This is a genomic window from Bacillus sp. AFS073361, from assembly GCF_002567005.1.
Taxonomy (GTDB): Bacteria; Bacillota; Bacilli; order Bacillales; family Cytobacillaceae; genus Neobacillus.
Genome location: NZ_NUZU01000039.1, coordinates 478,589 through 500,072 on the forward strand (window position 1 = coordinate 478,589; position 21,484 = coordinate 500,072).

Genomic DNA, 21,484 nt, shown 5'->3' on the forward strand with positions numbered 1-21,484 from the left:
ATTTCCTCATCTCCATTTTAGTAAAGCAGCTCACAAATCTAAGGCTTCCGCATTAATAATCAGCATGTAAATGGCGACGAACATAACGACGCCGGAAAATATATAATGGAGTGTGCGCCGCTGCTTACTTAAGCGTGCCGCAAGCCTTGCCCCCACCAATCCACCGCCAACTCCGCCTCCAACAAACGCCAACATCACCCACCAGTTTATGAGGCCGGAAAAACTGTAATTCACCGCGGTTGCAAGTCCGAATGTACCCACTGATACCAAAGAAGTTCCAATTGCCGCAATCATTGGCATTCTTGCCGCAAAAATCAACCCAGGAACAATCAAAAATCCTCCGCCAATCCCGAAAAATCCGGATAACAATCCCACCAAGATCGCCGTGGTGATCAACTGTGGCATTTTGATTTGATTTTTAACATTGTCTGCTTGGCTACTCTCCTCTTTTTTTGGCAAAACCATTTTTACAGCCATAACAATCATCAGAATGGCAAAAAGAAACAACAACTGTTTCCCAGGTACCAACTTTCCAATCATTGATCCTGTATATGCACTCAGGGCACCAGGGATGGCGAAAACAATTGCTGCCTTCCACTGCACATTACCGGCACGTGAGTGTGGAATAAGGTTTACGTAGGCATTTATCGCTACAGCTAATGCTGTCGTGCCAATGACCACATGAGGATCTTTCATACCGACAACGTAAAGCAAAAGAGGAACGGCAAGAATAGATCCACCTCCACCAAGTAAACCAAGTACGAATCCAACAATCGTTCCAGAAAAAATGGAAAGGAATACTTGAATTGTTGTCATTCTTTTCTGAGACTCTCACAGAGCAGCTGGTAATTCATCTCCTCCCTCCCTTCTCTATTTACTTATCATTTATAATGCAAGAACCATGCCAACTGATTTCTTCTGTAAAACTGCTTGATTTGCGCACCCCGATCTTTGAAAATTCTCAATTTTGAATCATTCATTTTAAAAAATCCTTTACCATCAAGCTCAGCTTCTTCCTAGGACTAGGAACCCGTTTTGCATCTGTGATAAACCTTTTTTAGATTTCGAATAACTGAAATACATGAACATGTTATTGTGTTACCTCTGATAGGGATAGCACCATTTACCGATCAAGTTAATTAACTAGAAATAAAAAAAGCTTGAGAAAAATTTTTGTCCTCAAGCCTTTTACATTATCAATATTAAAGCTAACTGGCCCTAAATTCCCCTATACAATAAAGTAAGCTAGAATGGAAAGACAGATAGATGTAATCCCCATCGCGATTAACGGTTTTAATGCTTTCGTACGAAGATCCCGAAGACTTACATTTAATCCAAGTCCAACCATTGCTGCTGTTAAATACCAGGTAGTAAGCTTGGAAATACCATTCATAAATTCACTTGATACTGGAATAGTTGTACCAAGAACATAACTTCCAATAATGCTCATGATAATGAACCCTATTAAAAACCATGGAAATTCAACCTTCGTTTCAGAACATTCGTCCCTAGAGCTTTTCCTTTTCATGATGTACATCAAAAGAAAGCACAGTGGAACAAGTAAAAACACTCGACCTAATTTTGCAAGTAAACCAATAGCCAGCGCATCTTGTCCCCCTGGTGCTGCAGCTAAGGCTACGTGCGCAATTTCATGTAAGCTAATTCCTGACCAAATGCCATAATCTATGTCTGACAACGCTAGAAAGGGCCGTAATATCGTATAAGAAATCGCAAAAATCGTCCCAACTAAAGCTATGATACCAACACCCATTGCGGTATCTTCATCTTTTGATTTAATAATTGGTGCTATCGCAGCTATGGCTGCCGCACCACACACCCCTGTACCTATTCCAAGTAGAAGTGATATATTTTTATCTGCTTTCAACAATCGAGCTAGCCCTAATGTTACCAAGATAGCAAAGATAATAACCCCAGTATCTCGAACCAGTAATCCTAAACCATCCTGTAAAACCATACCTATATTGAGCTTAAGTCCATACAAAATAATCGCAAACCGTAATAATCTTTTTGAAGAAAATCCTATACCTGAACGGAGGAGTTCAGGGTAACCAAAAAATTGCCGATACATGACTGCGATCACAATCGCGGATGCTAGTTGACCAACATGATCAAATCCAGGCGTTTTTGCCAATAAGTAGCCCAGTAAGGCAATCATAAAGGTAAAGCCAATTCCACCGATCCATTGGCCAAAAGACGTGGTTTTCTTTAGGGGCTGGATAGGCTCTTTATTTACTCTAGTGTATTGCGCTTCCATACCATCACCACCTATATTTATTTACAATCTCAGACTAAACCTTTTCCATGCATAAGAAAAATAATTATTTATGATACTTATCATAAGTAAAACTATATAATAAAAAATAAACGGAAAAAGGGGGGATAAAAATGGATCAACAGTTACAAGTCTTCGTAACGGTAGTTGAGATGGAAAACTTTTCACGTGCAGCAGAAGAATTACATATGACTCAACCTGCAGTAAGCCAATATATTCAATCTTTTGAGCGTACCATGGGGACAAAATTGTTAGAGCGCAGTAATAAATTTGTACGCTTAAATAAAGCTGGGGAAATTGTCTATCATCATGCAAAAGAGATATTAGGTCTCTACACAAAAATGCATTACTTAATAGATGATCTAACCAACAAGTCGAGTGGACCGCTTTCAATTGGTGCCAGTTATACATATGGAGAATACGTTTTGCCGCATGTTATTGCAAAAATGCACAGGAAATATCCATTAATCACTCCAACCATTACGATCGGGAATACAAAAGAGATAGCAAAATTAGTTTTGGAGCACCAATTAGATGTGGGAATTGTCGAAGGGGATTTCAAAGATAAAAATTTAGTAATCGAACCTTTTGCAGAAGATTCCATGTATCTGGTGGCATCGCCAAAACATTGCTTGGCACAAAAAAATGGTGAAATTAACATATCAGAATTAGAGGAAGAAACGTGGATTGTCAGGGAAAATGGTTCTGGAACTAGAGAAGTGACTGAGAAAATGTTCAGATTATCTGAAGTCATTCCGAAAAAATCATTGGAGTTTGGAAGTACACAACTAATTAAGGAATCTGTAGAAGCAGGTCTTGGTGTTAGTCTACTTTCTTACTGGGCGATTCGTAAGGAATGTTCAATGGGCTCCTTACATGTCATAAACGTAAAACAACTTCCAATTAAACGGAAATTTTCAATTGTCTTACGATCCCCATTCCAGACTAAAGCGTTAAGCGTATTTTTAGAACTAGTAAGAGACAGTAATAAGGCCATACCTGATTGATGAAGTGGTTGCAGTTTAGGTTCATTATCAGGTTTGTACCCGATCTATGAAATAGACGGAAAGATTCCGCTTAATTAATAAAAACTATTAAAAAACGCTTAAATAGTCGGAGAGATTCCGCCTATTGGCCTGAAAAGTTCGCAAATGGGAGATTCTGCTTTGCATAACCGGAAAACCTCCGCTTATTTACCCCGAAAACGAGCTCCATACTGCACTTAACCGGAAAATCTTCGCTTATTTTACTTTTTTGCTTGTTACTCGAGAGACAAGACATCTCATTTAATATGAAGTGAGTTGTTTTCATGCATTAAGGTGAGGTTTTATTTAAATAAGGTTTTGGTATTCCAAATAAAGAAACTCGCCAATTAATTAATATGGCGAGTTTTACTTTTTATATACCAATACAACTGTTATTTCAGCACGTATTTTAAGAAAAGCGCCTCAAAACGAACCCTTCCCCTTTGTTCCAACTATTACCCTTTTACAGACCCTGCAGCAATCCCCTCTACAATACGGTCACTTAAAATAAAGTACGCAATCAATACTGGGATAATACTGATCATTAGCGTTGCACCAATCGCACCCCAGTCAGTCAAATATTGCCCTACGAAGTTGTTTACCCCAACAGTGATGGTTTTCCATTTATCAGAGCTTAGGAATGTGTTAACAAATACGAATTCATTCCAGTTGTAAATCATGTTGATAATGACAGTAGTAGAGAGAACAGGTACTGTCATTGGAAGTGTAATTTGGAAGAAGATTCGGTGGATCGAACAGCCGTCCACAACCGCTGCCTCTTCTATCTCTCTTGGGATTGTCCTGTAAAATCCTGATAGAATCATAATCGTAATCGGCAAGTTAAAGGCTACATACGATAGGATCACGGACATTGGATTATCAATCATATTGGCCGTTTTAAAGAAATTAAATAATGGAATTAAGGTGGAATGAAGTGGAATCATATATCCGGCCATAAACAAACCTAGAACTAATCCACTTAATTTCCATTCCATTCTTGTGATCGCGAACGTTACAAAACTCGCAAGAATAACAGTAAGTACGACCGCTGCCACCGTATACAACACACTGTTAAAGAAGTAAACATCGATGTGACCCGCTGTCCAAGCCTTTACATAGTTTCCCCATTGGGGAGCTTGTGGAAGCGCAAACGGTGACATCCCAAAAACCTCTTGATTGGTCTTTAAGGAAAACAGGAATAGCCATACCAGCGGATAAACCTGAATAATTGCAATGACCGCCAGGACGAAGTACAAGATTCCGTATCCAATTTTGTTTCCTAGTGATTTACTGGTTTTATAAGAAGCTGATAGGGTCGTTTTTTGTATTTCAACTGCAACCTTACTCATCCTTTTCACTCCCCTTTTTAATAGTCAACATCTTTTGTATTAAGTAATTTTTGAATTAGCCATGTTGCCACAAGACAGATGATCAATAAACCGAATCCAATCGCACTTCCGTAACCGAAGTTATATTTACTAAATGCTTCTGTATACATGTAAGATGCCATTACCTCACTCGCTCCGTTAGGACCGCCTCCGGTTAAGACGAAAATCAAGTCAAAGTATTTTAACGAACCGACAATGGCTAGGATCACCATGACTTTTATGACACCTGCAATAAGAGGAACCTTAATTTTATAAGCAATTTGAATCGGAGTTGCCCCATCTATTTTTGCCGCTTCGATCAGTTCTTCGGGAACATTTTTTAATGCTGCATAGAAAATAATGATGTAAAAACCTGCAAATTGCCAAACGATTGGAAGGAATAGCGCAAATAATACTATTTTAGAATCCGCTAGCCAAAGCGGAGGATTTTCAACGCCAACCAACACTAGCAATCTGTTAAGCATACCGTTCGTTGGGTCAAAAATCTTCGCCCAAAGCTGTCCGATTGCTACTGAAGATAATAACATCGGGATTAAGTAGATTTTTCTTAAAAAGTTAGCACCTTTGATTTTACTTGCTAAAATCAAGGATAAAATTAAATAACCCACCAAGCTTAAAGTTGAAAAAAGACCGAGTAACAGGGAATGCCATGCACTTTGCCAAAACTTTGTGTCCTTTGTTAATTCAATGTAATTTTCTAAACCAATAAACTTCATCTTTCCGATGCCGTTCCAGTCCATCAAACCATAATATCCAGTTAAGACAATTGGGATATAGATTAATAAGAGAATAAGAATTAAGGCAGGAAGTACATACAGGCTGATTACCCATTTATTTGACATTACACTTCTCATCTGAATACTCCTTTCTAATTTGAAAAGAAGTTAAAATGATAGGGGGCATAACCTGTATGCCCCCTTCATTTGGATTTATTAGGCCAATTTTTACTTTTTCTCTTTAGCAAGTTCATCCGCATGCTGTTTAACAAAATCCTTCGGTGTCACTTGTTTTCCGAATAGAGCTGTCATTAAATCGTGGTGTAATTCTGCTACAGCCGGGCTTGCTTGAGTATCAAAATAAGTTGTTACGTTTGATGCTTCACTTAAATCTTTCAAGATATCAATGTACATTGGTGCAAGGTCCAGCTTAGATGTGTCTACTTTCGTTGCAGGAATCACACCAGCATCGGTAACTGATTTTTCTCCCCATCTCTTCACAAGATAGCCCACAAAATCTTTTGCTTCCTTTTGAACTTTAGAATCTTTAGCTACGAATAGACCAACTCCAGGTCCGCCTACATAGCTGTTGATGCTTGTCCCTTTTCCGCCTTCATAAGTTGGGAACTTGAAATAGCCAATCTTATCTTTAAATTCTTGCTTAACATCTGGGCTTGTTGTGTAGTTCGGTAACTCCCATGTAGCTGTTAAGAACATCGCTGCTTGTTCGTTCATGAAATATCCTTTAGCATCGTCATTTGATAATGCGCTCGCGCCTTTAACAAAACCACCCATATCAACTAGGTTTTGTACCTCTTCAGCTGCTTTTACGATAGCCGGATCATCCATTTTTGCTTTCCCTTTTATTACATCTGTTAGAATGGTAGATCCGCCAATCCGGTCAGCTAGATACATAAACCAGAAAGATGCTGGCCAGCCGTCTTTTGCACCAACCGTCGCAGGAATCACACCATTTTCTGCTAAAGTTTTCACAACATGTTTATACTCGGAGAAAGTCTTTGGAACTTCGAGATTATATTTTTTGAAAATTTCTTTGTTGTAGAACACGTAGGAAATATTTAATTCTAGTGGAAGACCATATGTTTTTCCGTCCACTGCATATGATTCTTTAACACCTGGGATAAATGCATCTTTAAGATCTGCATCTCCGCTTACGATATCATCTAGCGGTGCTAACATATTACCTTCTACATAAGGCTTAATGAACCCATCTGACCAAGTCATCCCAATATCAGGAAGCTCATTAGATGAAGCTAACACCTTAAGCTTTTCTCTGTATTGATCAGGATTTAAAATTTCTGTTTCAATTTTTACATTATGATCTTTTTCATATTCACTAATGATGTCTTTTACTATGGAGAATTGAGCATTCGAGCTGCCTTCCGGCCATAAATGCATGAATTTAATAACTTTTTTGTCATCTGAACTGCTTTCCTTGGATGAACTTGAGGAAGAGCAACCCGCAAGCACTAGAGAGACAAGCATGATTACAGACATAAATATTGCAACCGTTTTCTTTTTTAACAATGTGATTCCCCCCTATGACCTTTTCTAGATATTCCTTACACTTATAGTCTACATTCAGACAGTTCTGAAAAATAGGTCACAACGATTAGGAAAAATACTACTATTTTTAGAAAGCCTTTTCATTATTATCCTTTCGGTATGCACTTGGTGTCATTCCCTCTAGTTCTTTAAAGATCTTAATAAAATATTTTGCCGTTTTATACCCGGATTCTTCTGCAATATCGTTAATGGGAAGATTAGTAGATACCAATAGTTCCTTTGCTCGCTGGATTCTTCGCCGGGTTACATATTCACTGAAGGTTAATTTGACATGTTCTTTAAATAGGACACTTAAATAACTCGGATTTAAATGAACATGATCGGCAACTTCCTTTTGGGATAGCTCATTTTTTAAATGGTTGTTGATATAATCTATCGCTTCCCTGACAGGTTCACGATTAGAAGGAATTTGGGCATTCGCAGCAACGAGTTTCGTATCCACCACTTTCTCAATCAATCCGGCCCGTTCCTTTTTCTCCACCGTTTGAACCGCTTCCTCCACGGCCTCTATTAACGCTTTTTTACTAATGGGTTTTAGTAAATAGTTAATAACACCTAAACGAAGGGCTTCCTGGGCATATTCAAACTCAGAATATGCCGAAATCACAATGATGACAGGGGATATATTTTGTTCTTTGGCGATTTTTAATAATTGTAAACCCGTTATTTCGGGCATGTGGATATCTGTGATGAGAATATGCACTTTATGTTGCTTCATCAGTTCAATAGCTTCATCTCCATTCGAAGCTGTATTTATTTTATATTGTCCATTTGCCCAAGTATCCAATGTTTTCTTTAATCCTTGGCGGGTTCTTGGTTCATCATCTACGATCAAAATTGCCTTTGAATTCAACATGGTCTTCCTCCCCCTTTACCGGTATGACAAATGAAACCGTTGTTCCAATGTTTACTTCACTGATAATGGCAAGTCCACTTTTTAGACGATCAGGATAGTATAATTCTAAACGTTTGTGTACATTGGAAATCGCCATTCCGTTACCGTTTTTAGAGATGATCCCGCCTGATTGAATAGCCTGTTTAATAGAGTCTAATTTTTCTTGATTAATACCTGGGCCGTCATCCACTACAAGTATTTGCAAATAATCTTGATCCGCCGTTGGTTGTATGGTAACCGATATCGTACATGGTTTCATCGTATTTCCTGCTCCATGGAGAACTGCATTTTCAACTAACGGCTGAATCAACAGTTTTGGAATTTTCACGTGCCCTGTTTCAACAGGCATGTGTAAATTCCATTTTAAGTGATCTCCGAAACGCATCTTCATAATTTCCATATAGTCTTCAATATGTTGGATTTCGTCCTTTATAGAAACCCAATCTCCATCGTTTTGCTTGGTGATCGTATAACGGAATAAATTGGACATGGCAACGACAAACTCTGCCAGTTCTTCCTCATCTTTATCCTCTAGCGTCCACTTAAGGGCGTCCAATGTATTAAACAGAAAATGAGGATTAATTTGCGCTTGTAATGCTTTTAATTCACTCCGACTTCGGGTAATTTCCTTTTGATATACCATTTTAATCAGATGATTGGTTTCTTTCACCAGTTGGTTATAAGTACTATTTAATTCATTAATTTCGTTTACCGTGGTAACGCTTGGGTTCATCGTTAATGAACCTGCGCTTGCCTGCTGCATCGTTTTCGTTAATTTAATAATCGGCCTTGTAATAAAAGTGGATAAAAAGAGCGAACTAATCAAAAAGATAACGAAGCCAATAATCCCAGATATAACTATTCCCGAACGTAATACACTTATTCCTTTTGTAAGAGCCTTAACAGGGGTTAAGATGACCATTGTCCACCCGGTTTGATAAGACGTTTGTTTTGTCATCATATACTCCTGATTATTCAGTGAAAGAGTCGGAGCTTCATTGTTTAAAATTGGTTTAAGAGATTTTTGGTAGTTTGATAGAATCACCTTTGAATTTTGATCTAATAATATAGAGTACTGGTTTTCAATATTGGTTTCGTCTTGGTCCACAAACTGTAGATAATTTCGATAAATACTAATGAGCAGATATCCGCCATTTGCGTAGTCATGCCCCATTAAATTCACGCGTCTTAAGGCAAGGATGTTATCTGAGTTACGCGGATCATCACCAATCCAAACCAGTCGTCCATGCGCGCTATCAGCCTGCTGGATCCACTTCCCGTCAATCCTAGTGACTAGATTCGTATCATCTATTGGAACTAAACTGTTCATCATATTGGTATAAAGTTCAAAGGAAAAAATCCCCTCTGTATTAGCTTGAATGGTATTCACAATTCCTTTTAATTGCTGGCGTTCGGCAAAAGAAATAGGGTTCCCTCCATATGCCTTAGTTAAGGTCCGTTGAATCGTATCATTCGTCATGACTAGCTTCGAAGCCATGTTAATTTGTTTATACAAAGATTCTAATCTTCCATTTGCCTCTACTGCTGTCTGTTGAATTTGTTTTTCGGCATTATTTTTAAGCAACGTGGACACTTTATTAAAAGTTAACAGTCCGACAATCAATAAAACAATTACCATAACGACTAAAAATACGACGAGTATTTGATTTCGTAATGTGTTCCATTTTTGTAATCTTGAGAACATATAATCGCCCTTCTAGGATAGTTTTTACCTGCTATATAGAAAAATTGTAAAATTCTGTTAAATTAGTTTAAAAATCAAAGATATGTCAATTTTTTTAAAAGTTGGTCATGTTCAATATAGCTTCAATGGTCTATAATTGTATAAAACTAAGCATCATCAGAAGGGGACTTTTTATGAATAAGCTATCTATGAGTGGACTTTATACCCTTACCGAGTGGATCACTAAATTCGCCTATGTGAATCTATTATGGATTGGCTGCTCTCTCCTTGGACTCGGGTTGTTTGGAATTAGCCCTGCAACCACTGCGATGTTTACGGTTATTCGGAAATGGATTATGGGTGAAAGTGATATCCCAGTGTTTCAAACCTTTTGGAGCACCTATAAAAAAGAGTTTCTTAGAAGTAATGGATTAGGATTGGCTCTCACTATATTAGCCAGTATTATTTATATTGATTTGAACTATATCAAAATCGGTACAAGCATTCAAATTCCTTTATACTTAATTATTTTCGCGATGATTATGACGGTATTGTATATATTCCCCGTTTACGTTCACTATGAAGTGAAATTTAGCCAGATGTTTAAAAACGCTTTCTTCATCATGATAGTGAATCCGGTTCCTAACATGATAATGATTATTGGATTTATCGCTGCAATCTTTGTCATGAGGTTTATACCCGCACTATGGTTTATCTTTGGCGGGAGCATTACGGCGGGAATCATCATGGCATCCTGTTATCTAGCCTTTCAAAAAATCGAAAAGAAAAAAGGGCAGGCCGCAGCTTAACACTCATACGATTAGAAACTGAAGTAGCAAGAGGAAGCACAAACTCTTAATGTGCTTCCTCTTTTTATGCTAATTTTAATAGTTCACTCACCGTTACAAGTTGATAGCCTTGTAATGTCAACTCGGTAACTAGCATTCGAACTGCTTCTATCGTTTCTGAACGGTCCCCATAGCCATCATGAAAAATGAAAATACTGCCATTTTTGATCCCTTCTCTTGATTTTTCCAGGATATGCATCACACCGGGCTGTTCCCAGTCCTGTGCCTCTAAATTTATTGCACCAATCATCGGATATCCCTTCTGCATGAGTAATGAAACTGTGTCCTGATTATAATCGAGGTAAGGAGGCCGGAAGACAACTGGCTTTCGTCCGGTCAGCTCCTTTATTAATACCTCATTTTGTTCGATTTCCTCTAAACATTCGGCAGTGCTTAACAGAGATAATTTCGGGTGGGTAAACGTATGATTTCCGATTTCATGTCCTAGGGCAGCCACTTGTTTTACCACCTCAGGATTTTTCTTCATTTGATCACCAATCATAAAGAAGGTAGCTTTCCCAGCTGCCTCCGAAAATATCTCTAATACTTGTGGTGTGTAGATGGGATTGGGCCCATCATCAAACGTAATTGCCACTGCCTTACGCGATGTAGGAACAGCGTGAATCATAATGAACAACCCCTCAATACGGACCTCTAATATGACCCTTTACTTTTTCCTGATAGAAACGTTCAATCTCTTGCATTTCATCTTCTGAAAAAGGTTTTGTCTCAAGTGCTGAGAGATTGTCCTCGACCTGTTTCACATTTTTAAACCCAGGAATAATACAAGTAATTTCTTTTTGGTCTAAAATCCAGCGCAGTGCCGCACTTGCCATCGATTTCCTGCCTTCGCCAATCCACCTTAACTGATCAGCTAATTCTACTCCCTTTCGGAATCCAAGGCCTGCAAAGGTTTCTCCTACATTAAAAGCCTCCCCATTTTCATTAAAATGGCGGTGGTCATCGGCTTCAAAAACATGCTCGGCCGTAAACTTACCAGTAAGCAGACCGCTGGCAAGCGGTAATCTAACAAGAAGCCCTGCCCCTTTTTGATAAGCCTCCGGGATTAATTTCTCTAATGGCTTTTGGCGGAACATATTAAAGATGATTTGCAGGCTCTTAACATTTGGATATTCCAAACAAATTAACCCTTCTTCAACGGTTTCCACACTAACTCCATATTGACGGATTTTTCCTTCCTGCTTTAGCCGATCCAGTACTTCAAAAACACTGCCATCTTTTAAAATCTCCGTTGCCGGGCAGTGAATTTGATACAAATCAATCGCCTCTCTATTCAAACGGCGAAGGCTATCTTCACAATAGGCACTAACTTTTTCATAGCTATAATTTTTTGGATCATGAATATCACCCTGACGGCAGAACTTTGTTGCGACATAAATCTGGTCTTCCCTGCCTTTTGTGGCTTTGGCCAGTAACTCTTCACTATGACCGTCCCCATATACATCGGCCGTATCAAAAAAATTAACCCCCTGGTCAATGGCATATTCCAAAGATTTCAGTGCTTCTGTGTCATTTGTTTTCCCCCAAGCACCACCGATTGCCCATGTGCCAAAACTAACCTCACTAATCATGATTCCTGTATTACCTAATTCACGATAATTCATTTTTTAATCACTCCTTTATAAAGAGAGCTGACCCAGGCCAGCTCTCCGTTACTTTCTAAACTCTCTTAATTGCTCATTCAATTCCTTTGTTTGTGGATAAACATGTTGATAAATGGTAAATAGCTTTTTATATGCTTCCACATTTTCCTGAATCGGAGTATAGGTTTTTGAAGTTTGAATAAATTCTTGCGCACATTCTTTTAGGGAAGGATACCAGCCGCAGCCGTAAGCAGCTAACATCGCTGCCCCCATTCCAGGACCTTGCTCGCTTGTAAGCTTTTCAATTTTTGCGTTAAAAATATCTGCCTGCATTTGCAGCCATGTGTCATTTTTCGCTCCGCCGCCAATAGAAATAATAGAATCAATCGTCTTACCGCTGCTTCTAAAAATCTCAATCGATTCATGTAAGGAGAAGGTAATACCTTCAAGCACTGCACGGGCAAAGTGCTTACGCTCATGGGAAGCATCGACACCTATAAAACTGCCGCGAATGGTTGAATCCGCATGCGGTGTTCTTTCCCCTACAAGATAAGGAGTAAATAATAAACCATTGCTTCCTGCCGGTACTTCTTCCACACCTGCTAATAACTGTTCAAATGCCTCTTCCTTAGCAAACGTATCTTTAAACCAGCTTAAACTATAGCCGGCTGCAAGCGTTACTCCCATCGTATAGTAAGCATTTTCTTCACCGTGATTAAAATAATGAACCTTCCCCTCAAAATCGAGGTCATTTCGTTCTTCATAGGAAAGAACAACGCCAGAAGTACCGATACTGCATAAGGTTTTACCTTCCGCCAAAATCCCTGAACCAATTGCACCGCAGGCATTGTCCGCTCCACCTGCGAAAACTTTTACCGCATCAGACAATCCCGTTTCTTGGGCAAATTCAGCTTTAACCCTACCCACAAATGCATGTGATTCTACCAGTGGAGGGCAGAAATCAGCGGTTAAACCGAACGTTTCAATTAATTCATTGCTCCAATTACGATTGGCTACATTTAACAATAAAGTCCCTGCGGCATCAGAGTACTCCATATGGATATTTCCAGTCATTCGGTAACGCAAATAATCCTTTGGAAGCAAGAATACGCTGGCCCGTTCAAATACTTCAGGTTCGTTTTCTTTTACCCAGAGGATCTTAGGTAAAGTAAAGCCCTCAAGCGCAGGGTTTTTCGTTACTTCTAATAAACGCTGACTGCCAACAACTTCGTAAATCTCCTGGCATTGTTTACTCGTCCTTGTGTCATTCCATAGAATGGCATTTCTTAGTACTTGGTTGTTTTCATCTAATAAAACAAGGCCATGCATCTGCCCAGAGAAAGAGATGCCCTCGATATCGTTTATGTCTCCATCGAATTGTTCAATAAGCTCTGCTAATCCTGCCGAGGTTTTGTCTACCCATTCTTCCGGGTCTTGTTCGCTATAGCCTGATTTTTCAATAATAAGAGGATATGATTTAGACACTTCTTTGCAAACTTCACCATGTTGATTGACAAGTAATATCTTTACGGCACTCGTTCCAAGATCAACACCAATTACGTATTTCATCCGGATCATCCTTTCCTTATAGCTGTGTTAAACTGGTCTGTTGATTTCCGTTCCAGGCGCTTTGCTTTCCGCGGGCGTTGCGGGGAGCCTCCTCGGCGCTTTCAGCGCCTGCGGGGTCTCCCCTGNNCTCCCGCAGGAGTCTTCGCGCCTTCCTCTCCAATCAACAGAGTGTTAAAATCAACGCGAACCTTTAACACAGCCTATCCTATAAAAATGTGCTGGAGTAATAGACTGCCAGCACATTTTTGATGATTATATTAAGTAGTTATTAAACAGTTACACTTGAAAGTGTTTCTAGTAGATATTGATTAATTAAAGCTTTTAGGCGCTCTGTTCTGCCTGAGATGTTTTTAATTTCTGTTAATTGAAGAGCATATGCTTCAAGTTCACGGAAGTTTGTTTTTCCTTCTACGATGTCTAAGCCAATTCCATTTGTATAGCTGCTGTAACGCTCTTCAATAAAGCTATCAAGAACTTTATCTTCGATTAACTTGTTAGCAACTTTTAGGCCAATCGCAAATGCGTCCATACCTGCAATGTGTGCGTGGAATAGGTCTTCTGCTTCGAATGAACCTCTTCTTACTTTTGCATCGAAGTTTAAGCCGCCTTTTCCTAAGCCGCCATTCTTCAAAATTTCGTACATAGCTAATGTATTTGTATATAAGTCAGTTGGAAATTCATCTGTATCCCATCCAAGCAGTGTATCCCCTTGGTTGGCATCGACAGAACCAAGCATTCCGTTAATACGAGCTGTTCTTAATTCATGTTCGAACGTGTGACCAGCTAAAGTAGCGTGGTTCGCTTCGATATTAAACTTGAAGTAGTCTGTTAAATCATATTTTTGCAAGAATGCTAGACCAGTAGCCACATCGAAATCATATTGATGTTTAGTAGGCTCTTTTGGTTTTGGCTCAATTAGGAATGGAACGTTTAAACCAATTTCTTTCGAATAATCTACTGCCATATGAAAGAAGCGTGCTAAGTTATCTTGTTCCAGCTTCATGTCTGTATTGAGAAGTGTTTCGTACCCTTCACGGCCGCCCCAGAATACATAGTTTTCTGCTCCAAGCTCTTTTGCTACTTCTAACGCTTTTTTCACTTTCGCTGCAGAGTAAGCAAACACATCTGCATTCGGAGCAGTAGCCGCACCATGAACATATCTAGGGTTAGTAAACATGTTTGCCGTGTTCCACAATAATTTTGTCTTGCTGGTTTTCATGTATTCTTTTATCATTGCAACGATTACATCTTGGTTCTCGTTTGTTTCTTGCAACGTGCTTCCTTCAGGAGCAATATCAACGTCATGGAAAGCAAAGAAAGGAACATTTAATTTTTCAAAAAGTTCAAATGCAGCTTCCACACGTGCTTTCGCTAAATCTAATCCTTTCAGGTGATCCCACGAACGGATTGCTGTACCTACACCAAATGGATCGGTACCATCTGCAGTAAATGTGTGCCAATATGCTACAGAGAAACGAAGAATTTCTTCCATTGTCTTGCCATTTATTTTTTCTTCTGGATTATAATACTTAAATGCTAATGGATTTTTAGATGCTGCACCTTCAAATTGAATTTTATTAATTGTTTCGAAATAAGCCATGAGATTATTCCTCCTAGAGTTTTATGGGTTCAGAATAACTTTGCAAATGCTTTCACTTTCTAATCAGATTATAGCACCATAAACTTAGTTTGTCTATTAGATAAACTAAGTTTAAGAAAGTATTTTTTACATGGGCTTCATCTGCCATAATTCCTTTTTTTTCATCCCCATTTATTTATACACTATATACATTAATCTGATCGCATTTTCAGATGTTTTTTCAAGGTTATCAAATGCTCTATTTTTTAGTTGATGCGAAGAAGAAATCTCCTAATTTTGCTAGACTGGACACTCTTCATTTACCGCTTAATCCCCATTTCCCTTCACTCGGGAAATGGGGACACTCTTCATTTACTGCTAATTATTTTCTACCTCAACTTTTTCATATGTGTGTTTTTTCAATACCTCGAGCAAGCCTTCATTAACTTTACAGTTTTTAAAGGAGAACGACTGCATGATCAGGTCAATTTCTTCCTCAGAAAGTTCTTTAAAAATCTTTGCGTACTCTGGCTGGATTAGTGCGCCGGCATAGACAGTCAGAATGACTTGAGAAAGGCTGGAAAGATTATACGCGTGAGACATTTCCGGATTGACCACCTCTTCCAAATGGTTAGCTAATTCCTCAACAGATTGTCTTGCCTTAAAGCCTGGCAGCCAAATCATCCAATCGTCTGTGTTTAATGCATGTTTCATTTTAAAAATGGAAGAAAGCTTCTGCATGTATTCCGATTCTGGATCAAGGGTCACTAATCCCATTACACCGACATCTTTATACGTCCAAGTGGTCCAATGTGCTCCAAATTCTTCAAAGATACTAAGTTGATCATCCATCGCACCCAGGCGATCCCTAATTTCATTTTCTGGTCCATTATAAACGGAACCGAACTCCCCAACCCATAAAGGCACATGATATTTTTGTGCAAACTTTGTACCTTGATGATCATAAAATACTTCCTCTTGGACAGCCTTATCCCAATACTTTCCACTTTCTACACGGGCTGTCTTCGCGTCAGCTACTCCTGGATAAGCCCCTGGCCCGAAACCAGCTGCCGTATAGTTATGGCTGCTGTATACAAGATTTTTTGCAAAGGGAGCCTCTAAACCAGCAAACTGCTTTGAATAGTTATCCCCCTCTAGGAAAATAATGTGGTCGGGGTCGATTGCGCGAATTGCTTCAACGACGCGTCGATAAATACGATTCATCCTGTCCCAGTCCGGTTGATAATTGCCAAAGAATGTATGTGGGAAATCGCCATGCGGTGTATTCACACATGGTTCATTCATAACATTATAACCAGCAATAACTCCTCTTCCTTTGTAACGTCGAGCAAACTCTTCCCATAAAGAGACAAATCTGTCTTGATACGTTTTATCATGCCAGAAAAAACTATGACGTACATCATTATCGGAATGCCAGTGAGTATTTTGGAAGCCCTGCACAGCATGAAGGTCAAGTATAACGTAAAGCCCATACTTTTCGCATAAATCAATGATCTTGTCTAAGCGTTTAAATCCTGATTCCTTGTAAGTAAAGGGTGCCTCATCATCCTCAAAATGACGATAATTTAAAGGAATGCGTATGGTAGTTGCTCCCCAGCTTTTAATAAACTGAATATCATCTTCACCGAAAAAGTAATGCAGCATCCGGTCAAATAAAAATTCAGCTTTTTCTTTACCAATCACTTCTGCAACAGTATGACGAAGAGCGTGCTCCGTCCCAGTATAGCCATTAATAAAGTCCTCCATATTCATCCATCCGCCAATACATGTGCCTCTTAGTTGAATGGTGTTACCAGTAGAATCAGTAATTTTTTCATTTTTTACTTGAAGCAAGTCCATAACTATTCCCTTCCCTTCAATGCAATGTACTAAATTTCTTTATATGAAAAATAGTCAAAATCAGCAGGTTGACTTGTTCCGCTTGTATCTTGACAATGCATACCAACAAATGCTCCCGTAAATCCATTAAGCCGGACATATTCGTCCGATAGTTTATAAGATTCAAAGGTGACAGGTATATCCGTCCAAGTTTCGTTATCAAAAGAATAAGCGAATTGAAAGGTATGTTTTTTGACTTTAACTTTTAAATGAACATACTCAACCGATTCTGGAACTTGAATTTCTGACCCTTGAAGCGGTTGTGAGAAAGCAAAATTATCACAATTCATGATATCAATGATCCGGCCCTTTTCTTCATTCCAGGTAATTTGAACAGATGTCCAATTTTCTGTATTATAATAGCAAACCAAGCCTGCAGCCTGTTGGAATGTATTTGGCTGGAAGGAAACCGCTGTACCAGCTTCAAAATGGAATGACTGCCAGCGACGGGCAACCAGGGCTTGCGTAAAGCATGACGTTAATGACTCTTTTCCATAAAGGCGTAAATTCCCCAGTCTGTCAGTTAAGGACATAATATCATCTGTTAATGGAATCCTTAAGGACTGATAATGATGGTTCAATGTTGGGCTGTCAAAGTGATCAACTTCGTCATAATCTCTTTCCCATTTAACTTCTTCCATCTTTGGTGCTTCTACTTCAACAGAGCCTTGTTTTCCTCCCACAACGTATGGCCAGCCGTCTCGCCATTCAAGTTTTTGAATGGCCGTCTCTCTCCCCAGTGGACAAAAACCTCGATAATCAAGTACCGGTTTATCATCTTTAGGCAGCGGTCTGCCAGTGAGATGCGCTAAATACCATTCATCTGTATGTGTTTGAACAATAGAGGCATGTCCGCATCTTTGCAAAGGATTTCTAGGATCATGCCAGGAAGTAAGGAATGGATGATCTGGGTGCAACTCATAAGGTCCTTCAATATTTTTTGATCTTGCTAGTGTTGCTGCATGAGCATATCTCGTTCCACCCTCTGCTGTCAGCAGATAGTAATAACCATTGATATGATATAAATGTGGTCCTTCAGTCAGTCTAATGTCGGTTCCTTCAAAAATCACTTTCGGCTTTCCAATTAAACGACCTTCCTGATGAGAATATTCTTGTAAGACAATTCCTCCAAAAGAGTGTTTATACGTTCTTTGGTCCCAAAGCATATTGATGATGTATTTTCTCCCATCCACATCATGGAATAAGGAAGGATCGAAACCTGAACTATTCAAATAGATCGGGTCGCTCCAATCACCATCGATCGTTTCACAAGTAGTCAAGTAATTATGAGTGTCCTTCCACGCACCCGAATGTTGTTTCACATCGGAATAAATCAACCAGAATTTGTCATCAGCATAGGTTAAGCATGGTGCCCACACTCCGCCGGAATTGGGGTTCCCTTTCATATCAATAAGGGAAATCCGGTTTAATGGACGTGATACAAGATGCCAGTTTACTAGATCCTTAGAATGATGGATTTGTACCCCAGGGAACCATTCAAAGGTAGATACCGCGATATAATAATCATCCCCGACCCTGCAAATGCTAGGGTCTGGATTAAAACCTTTTAATACAGGATTTTGGATTTTCATTGTGATCATCCTCTCGTTTTTAATACATTAAGAATTCGTTTATGTTCCTTTTCATCCAAGTTATATAAGAAGATGGCCACTAGCTCGATGATAACAAATACGGCCGGAATGACAGTCATGGTAATCAAAATACCATTCAATGCTTCTGGAGTTTGCGCTTGATTAGCAACATAACCGAATTTGGCCAAAATTAATCCTGGAACAATTCCTCCGATTGCCATACCAAACTTGAAGAAGAATCCAACCAACGCATAAATGACACCGCTTGCACGTTTACCAGTCTTATATTCGCCAAAATCGATGGTTTCAGGAATTAACGCCCATGTAAAAGCACCTGCTGTTATTGTACCGAGTGCTGCAATTAAGCGTCCTGCAAATACAAATGGAACCATGGTCGGCGGAATAAGGAAAAGAGCTATTAAGCCGATTGCCTTTAATGATAAAGCTGTAAATAATAGCTTTTTCTTACCCATCCATTTGTACATTAATGGCATTAATGGCATAAGGATAAGTGCAGGAAGCGTTCCCATTAAACCATACCATTTTACTAATTCCGGTCTGGCAACGTTATACGTTACATAATAAATTCCAACAGAGTTAACAATGGAGTTTACACCAAAATTAAGTATAAAGAAAAAGCAAACGATTAATAGTGGACGATTTGTTTTTAATTGAATCCAGATATCTTTAAAGTTAATCTCTGCTTCTTTTGAATGATTAAGCGGAACACGTTCCTTTGTGTTATAAAAGCTGTATATCAACAAAAATGCTCCTAAAATCCCCATGATAGTCATGGTGATTTGCCATCCGGAGCCTGTTTCTCCAGTCATATTTGTGAAGATTCCAGCTAAAAGGGGCACACCGAAGGAGACGATCAATCCACCAGTGTTTCCGAACAGCATCCGTACTGAAGTCAAGCTAACGACTTCTTTGTTATCTTGAGTTATGGCTGAAGTAAGCGCTGCATATGGAATGTTAATCACTGAATACGTAATCGATAATAAAATATAAGTTACATATGCATACACAAGTTTCATAGGATCAGAAAATCCTGGAGTTGTAAAACAGAGAATCGCTACACCCGCAAATGGAAAGGCACCGTATAAAAGATAGGGACGAAATCTTCCGTATTTTGTTTTGGTCTTATCTATAACTGCTCCAATAAATGGATCGAGAACCGCATCAATCAACCGAACAACTAAGAACATTAATCCAGCAGCTGCTGCCGTGATTCCAAAAACGTCAGTATAGAAAAATAATAGATAGCTACTTACCGTTTGATAAATGAAGTTACAGGCCAAATCACCCGTACCATAGCCAAACTTTTCCTTCATCTTGATCTTTTCGGGTTGAACTACTGTCAATTGCTGAGCAACACTTGTATTCATTCTGATTCCCCTTTTAATTATTATTTACAAACGCTTAGTTTGTTGGTCCTATAAACAAAGTTATGATAATATTATTATCCAATCTACCAAACTGGATAAAAACCTTTATGGATTTCCTTCCATGGCATTTTCACGCCACAATGCAGGACCGTTGTGCTTTGTATCCCTTGTACCTTCCACTTCACTCCTTTTACTCTATTTATGTGTGCCTGCACTGGCTGAGAAAGGGATTCCTGCCAGTGCACTCTGAACAGACTTCAAGGTGGTTTTATATTATAAAACACAATTTTATAATATAACCTTATTTAGCTAAATTATATCACCTTACAACAAGGAAATCTATTCCTACTTAGGACATATTTTCTAACCTATTATTTACGAATTTACACTAAAACCCCGTTATAATTAGGAATAACTTGAACAATCAATGCATCTAATTCTTGCAAAAGTAGTTTGATGGACTCTATTTGTTTGTCATTTGGCTGGATAAGCGGTTTTTGACTATATCCCTCTAATTCAATCCCTTGAAGAACCATCGCTTGCTTCATAATCGGGATAAACGGAGTCCCAATATCGTATAGCCCCATCATTTTATCGACAATCTTTTGGATTTCAGCCACTTTTTCCAGGTCACGCAAGTTGATGGCCTTTACCCACTCAGAAAATACTGCTGGATATAAGTTGGAGAGCCCCCCAATACAGCCATTACCACCACAAAGTATATTATGGGCAAAGTTTTCATCAAATCCGGAGTAGACAATAAATTCAGGGAATTCGTTCCGCACCGTTTGAATCAATTCTCTTGTATGCGTCATTTCCGTGACAGTATCTTTATATCCTTTAATATTCTTATGTTTCCTCAAGAGATTGAGAGTCACTTGCGGAGACAAGTCATGGCCTGTCCTTGCAGGGAAATTATACAAATAAATATCACCATTTACCCAATCGGCAACCTGATCGTAATAGTCCTCAACACTTTCATCCGAAAGTGAAAAATAATATGGACTGATAATCATAACACCATCCGCACCGGCATCAATTGCATAATTGGAAAGCTGGATCGTATCTTCCACCGTCATGCACGAAGTCCCAATATACACTTTGGTCCGATGATTCACATGGTTAACCACAAGGTCGATCAATTCTTTCTTCTCGGCATCATTCATGGCGAAAAACTCTCCAGTACTGCCCATAATGACTAAACCGTCTACTCCCCCATTAATTAAAAAGTCATAGATATTTTTGTTAGCCTGATGGTCCAATTTGCCCTCAGCAGTAAAAGCAGTAACAACCGGCGTTAGAAATTGTGCTTTTTTCAATGAATCTCTCTCCTTGGATACCCAGCAGGCTCTAATTTTACCTGAGCCCGCCGGGATAATAATATTTGTTTAATGAGCTATAATACATCCAATGAAAT

Annotated in this window: 17 protein-coding genes; 2 read left to right on the forward strand and 15 right to left on the reverse strand. The window is 39.0% G+C overall.

The features are described from left to right. Positions 1–30: 30 nt before the first annotated feature. Both COJ96_RS22630 and COJ96_RS22635 read right to left on the reverse strand, forming a co-directional pair. The gene (locus COJ96_RS22630) at positions 31–816 is read right to left on the reverse strand and encodes a sulfite exporter TauE/SafE family protein (protein ID WP_098576040.1); all 786 of its coding nucleotides are present in this window, start codon (positions 814–816) and stop codon (positions 31–33) included. Positions 817–1,228: 412 nt separating this feature from the next. Continuing rightward, the gene (locus tag COJ96_RS22635; protein ID WP_098576041.1) at positions 1,229–2,275 is read right to left on the reverse strand and encodes a YeiH family protein; all 1,047 of its coding nucleotides are present in this window, start codon (positions 2,273–2,275) and stop codon (positions 1,229–1,231) included. Positions 2,276–2,406: 131 nt separating this feature from the next. Between COJ96_RS22635 and COJ96_RS22640 the strand changes: the two genes are divergently transcribed. Then, a complete protein-coding gene (locus COJ96_RS22640) occupies positions 2,407–3,300 on the forward strand; it encodes a LysR family transcriptional regulator (RefSeq protein ID WP_098576042.1) in 894 nt (297 codons plus the stop codon). Between the two features lie 473 nt (positions 3,301–3,773). On the opposite strand, the gene COJ96_RS22645 is transcribed toward COJ96_RS22640, so the two are convergent. The 5 genes from COJ96_RS22645 to COJ96_RS22665 form a co-directional block, all read right to left on the reverse strand. Continuing rightward, on the reverse strand, positions 3,774–4,667 hold the full coding sequence (locus COJ96_RS22645) for a carbohydrate ABC transporter permease (RefSeq protein WP_098576043.1): 894 nt from the start codon (positions 4,665–4,667) through the stop codon (positions 3,774–3,776). Positions 4,668–4,684: 17 nt separating this feature from the next. Continuing rightward, entirely contained in the window at positions 4,685–5,560 is an 876-nt protein-coding gene (locus tag COJ96_RS22650) for a carbohydrate ABC transporter permease (protein ID WP_098576044.1), read from the reverse strand. Between the two features lie 90 nt (positions 5,561–5,650). Further along, positions 5,651–6,940 carry an extracellular solute-binding protein gene (locus COJ96_RS22655; protein ID WP_098576162.1) on the reverse strand — a complete coding sequence of 430 codons (1,290 nt, stop codon included), beginning with the start codon at positions 6,938–6,940 and terminating at the stop codon, positions 5,651–5,653. 136 nt (positions 6,941–7,076) lie between these two features. Continuing rightward, positions 7,077–7,865: a response regulator transcription factor gene (locus tag COJ96_RS22660; RefSeq protein ID WP_373561736.1), complete on the reverse strand. Its 789-nt coding sequence runs from the start codon at positions 7,863–7,865 to the stop codon at positions 7,077–7,079. Continuing rightward, positions 7,831–9,609, reverse strand: coding sequence for a sensor histidine kinase (locus COJ96_RS22665; protein WP_098576045.1), 1,779 nt, complete (start codon positions 9,607–9,609; stop codon positions 7,831–7,833). The genes COJ96_RS22660 and COJ96_RS22665 overlap by 35 nt, the downstream gene beginning before the upstream one ends. Positions 9,610–9,782: 173 nt before the next feature. On the opposite strand from COJ96_RS22665, the gene COJ96_RS22670 reads away from it, so the two are divergent. Continuing rightward, positions 9,783–10,397 (forward strand): YesL family protein, encoded by a 615-nt coding sequence (locus COJ96_RS22670; protein ID WP_098576046.1) that lies wholly within the window; start codon positions 9,783–9,785, stop codon positions 10,395–10,397. 64 nt (positions 10,398–10,461) lie between these two features. Here COJ96_RS22670 and COJ96_RS22675 read toward each other — a convergent pair whose 3' ends face one another. The 8 genes from COJ96_RS22675 to COJ96_RS22710 all read right to left on the reverse strand — a co-directional run bounded on the left by COJ96_RS22675 (position 10,462) and on the right by COJ96_RS22710 (position 21,386). After that, positions 10,462–11,064: a polysaccharide deacetylase family protein gene (locus COJ96_RS22675; RefSeq protein WP_098576047.1), complete on the reverse strand. Its 603-nt coding sequence runs from the start codon at positions 11,062–11,064 to the stop codon at positions 10,462–10,464. Positions 11,065–11,077: 13 nt separating this feature from the next. After that, entirely contained in the window at positions 11,078–12,061 is a 984-nt protein-coding gene (locus COJ96_RS22680) for an aldo/keto reductase (RefSeq protein ID WP_098576048.1), read from the reverse strand. A 48-nt stretch (positions 12,062–12,109) separates the two neighbouring features. After that, positions 12,110–13,609: a xylulokinase gene (xylB, locus tag COJ96_RS22685; protein WP_098576049.1), complete on the reverse strand. Its 1,500-nt coding sequence runs from the start codon at positions 13,607–13,609 to the stop codon at positions 12,110–12,112. A 268-nt stretch (positions 13,610–13,877) separates the two neighbouring features. Next, positions 13,878–15,209, reverse strand: a complete 1,332-nt coding sequence (gene xylA, locus COJ96_RS22690; protein ID WP_098576050.1) for a xylose isomerase — start codon at positions 15,207–15,209, stop codon at positions 13,878–13,880. Between the two features lie 357 nt (positions 15,210–15,566). After that, positions 15,567–17,048, reverse strand: a complete 1,482-nt coding sequence (locus COJ96_RS22695; protein WP_098576051.1) for a glycoside hydrolase family 5 protein — start codon at positions 17,046–17,048, stop codon at positions 15,567–15,569. A 29-nt stretch (positions 17,049–17,077) separates the two neighbouring features. Beyond that, positions 17,078–18,679, reverse strand: a complete 1,602-nt coding sequence (locus COJ96_RS22700; protein ID WP_098576052.1) for a glycoside hydrolase family 43 protein — start codon at positions 18,677–18,679, stop codon at positions 17,078–17,080. Between the two features lie 5 nt (positions 18,680–18,684). Continuing rightward, entirely contained in the window at positions 18,685–20,067 is a 1,383-nt protein-coding gene (locus tag COJ96_RS22705; protein WP_098576053.1) for a glycoside-pentoside-hexuronide (GPH):cation symporter, read from the reverse strand. A gap of 383 nt (positions 20,068–20,450) precedes the next feature. Then, positions 20,451–21,386, reverse strand: coding sequence for a dihydrodipicolinate synthase family protein (locus tag COJ96_RS22710; protein ID WP_098576054.1), 936 nt, complete (start codon positions 21,384–21,386; stop codon positions 20,451–20,453). Positions 21,387–21,484: the final 98 nt, after the last annotated feature.

Bases quoted from the DNA above. Each gene is read 5' to 3' on its own strand.
- COJ96_RS22630 (WP_098576040.1), bottom strand. From the start codon at position 816: ATGACAACAATTCAAGTATTCCTTTCCATTTTTTCTGGAACGATTGTT.
- COJ96_RS22635 (WP_098576041.1), bottom strand. From the start codon at position 2,275: ATGGAAGCGCAATACACTAGAGTAAATAAAGAGCCTATCCAGCCCCTA.
- COJ96_RS22640 (WP_098576042.1), top strand. From the start codon at position 2,407: ATGGATCAACAGTTACAAGTCTTCGTAACGGTAGTTGAGATGGAAAAC.
- COJ96_RS22645 (WP_098576043.1), bottom strand. From the start codon at position 4,667: ATGAGTAAGGTTGCAGTTGAAATACAAAAAACGACCCTATCAGCTTCT.
- COJ96_RS22650 (WP_098576044.1), bottom strand. From the start codon at position 5,560: ATGAGAAGTGTAATGTCAAATAAATGGGTAATCAGCCTGTATGTACTT.
- COJ96_RS22655 (WP_098576162.1), bottom strand. From the start codon at position 6,940: ATGTCTGTAATCATGCTTGTCTCTCTAGTGCTTGCGGGTTGCTCTTCC.
- COJ96_RS22660 (WP_373561736.1), bottom strand. From the start codon at position 7,865: ATGTTGAATTCAAAGGCAATTTTGATCGTAGATGATGAACCAAGAACC.
- COJ96_RS22665 (WP_098576045.1), bottom strand. From the start codon at position 9,609: ATGTTCTCAAGATTACAAAAATGGAACACATTACGAAATCAAATACTC.
- COJ96_RS22670 (WP_098576046.1), top strand. From the start codon at position 9,783: ATGAATAAGCTATCTATGAGTGGACTTTATACCCTTACCGAGTGGATC.
- COJ96_RS22675 (WP_098576047.1), bottom strand. From the start codon at position 11,064: ATGATTCACGCTGTTCCTACATCGCGTAAGGCAGTGGCAATTACGTTT.
- COJ96_RS22680 (WP_098576048.1), bottom strand. From the start codon at position 12,061: ATGAATTATCGTGAATTAGGTAATACAGGAATCATGATTAGTGAGGTT.
- xylB (WP_098576049.1), bottom strand. From the start codon at position 13,609: ATGAAATACGTAATTGGTGTTGATCTTGGAACGAGTGCCGTAAAGATA.
- xylA (WP_098576050.1), bottom strand. From the start codon at position 15,209: ATGGCTTATTTCGAAACAATTAATAAAATTCAATTTGAAGGTGCAGCA.
- COJ96_RS22695 (WP_098576051.1), bottom strand. From the start codon at position 17,048: ATGGACTTGCTTCAAGTAAAAAATGAAAAAATTACTGATTCTACTGGT.
- COJ96_RS22700 (WP_098576052.1), bottom strand. From the start codon at position 18,679: ATGAAAATCCAAAATCCTGTATTAAAAGGTTTTAATCCAGACCCTAGC.
- COJ96_RS22705 (WP_098576053.1), bottom strand. From the start codon at position 20,067: ATGAATACAAGTGTTGCTCAGCAATTGACAGTAGTTCAACCCGAAAAG.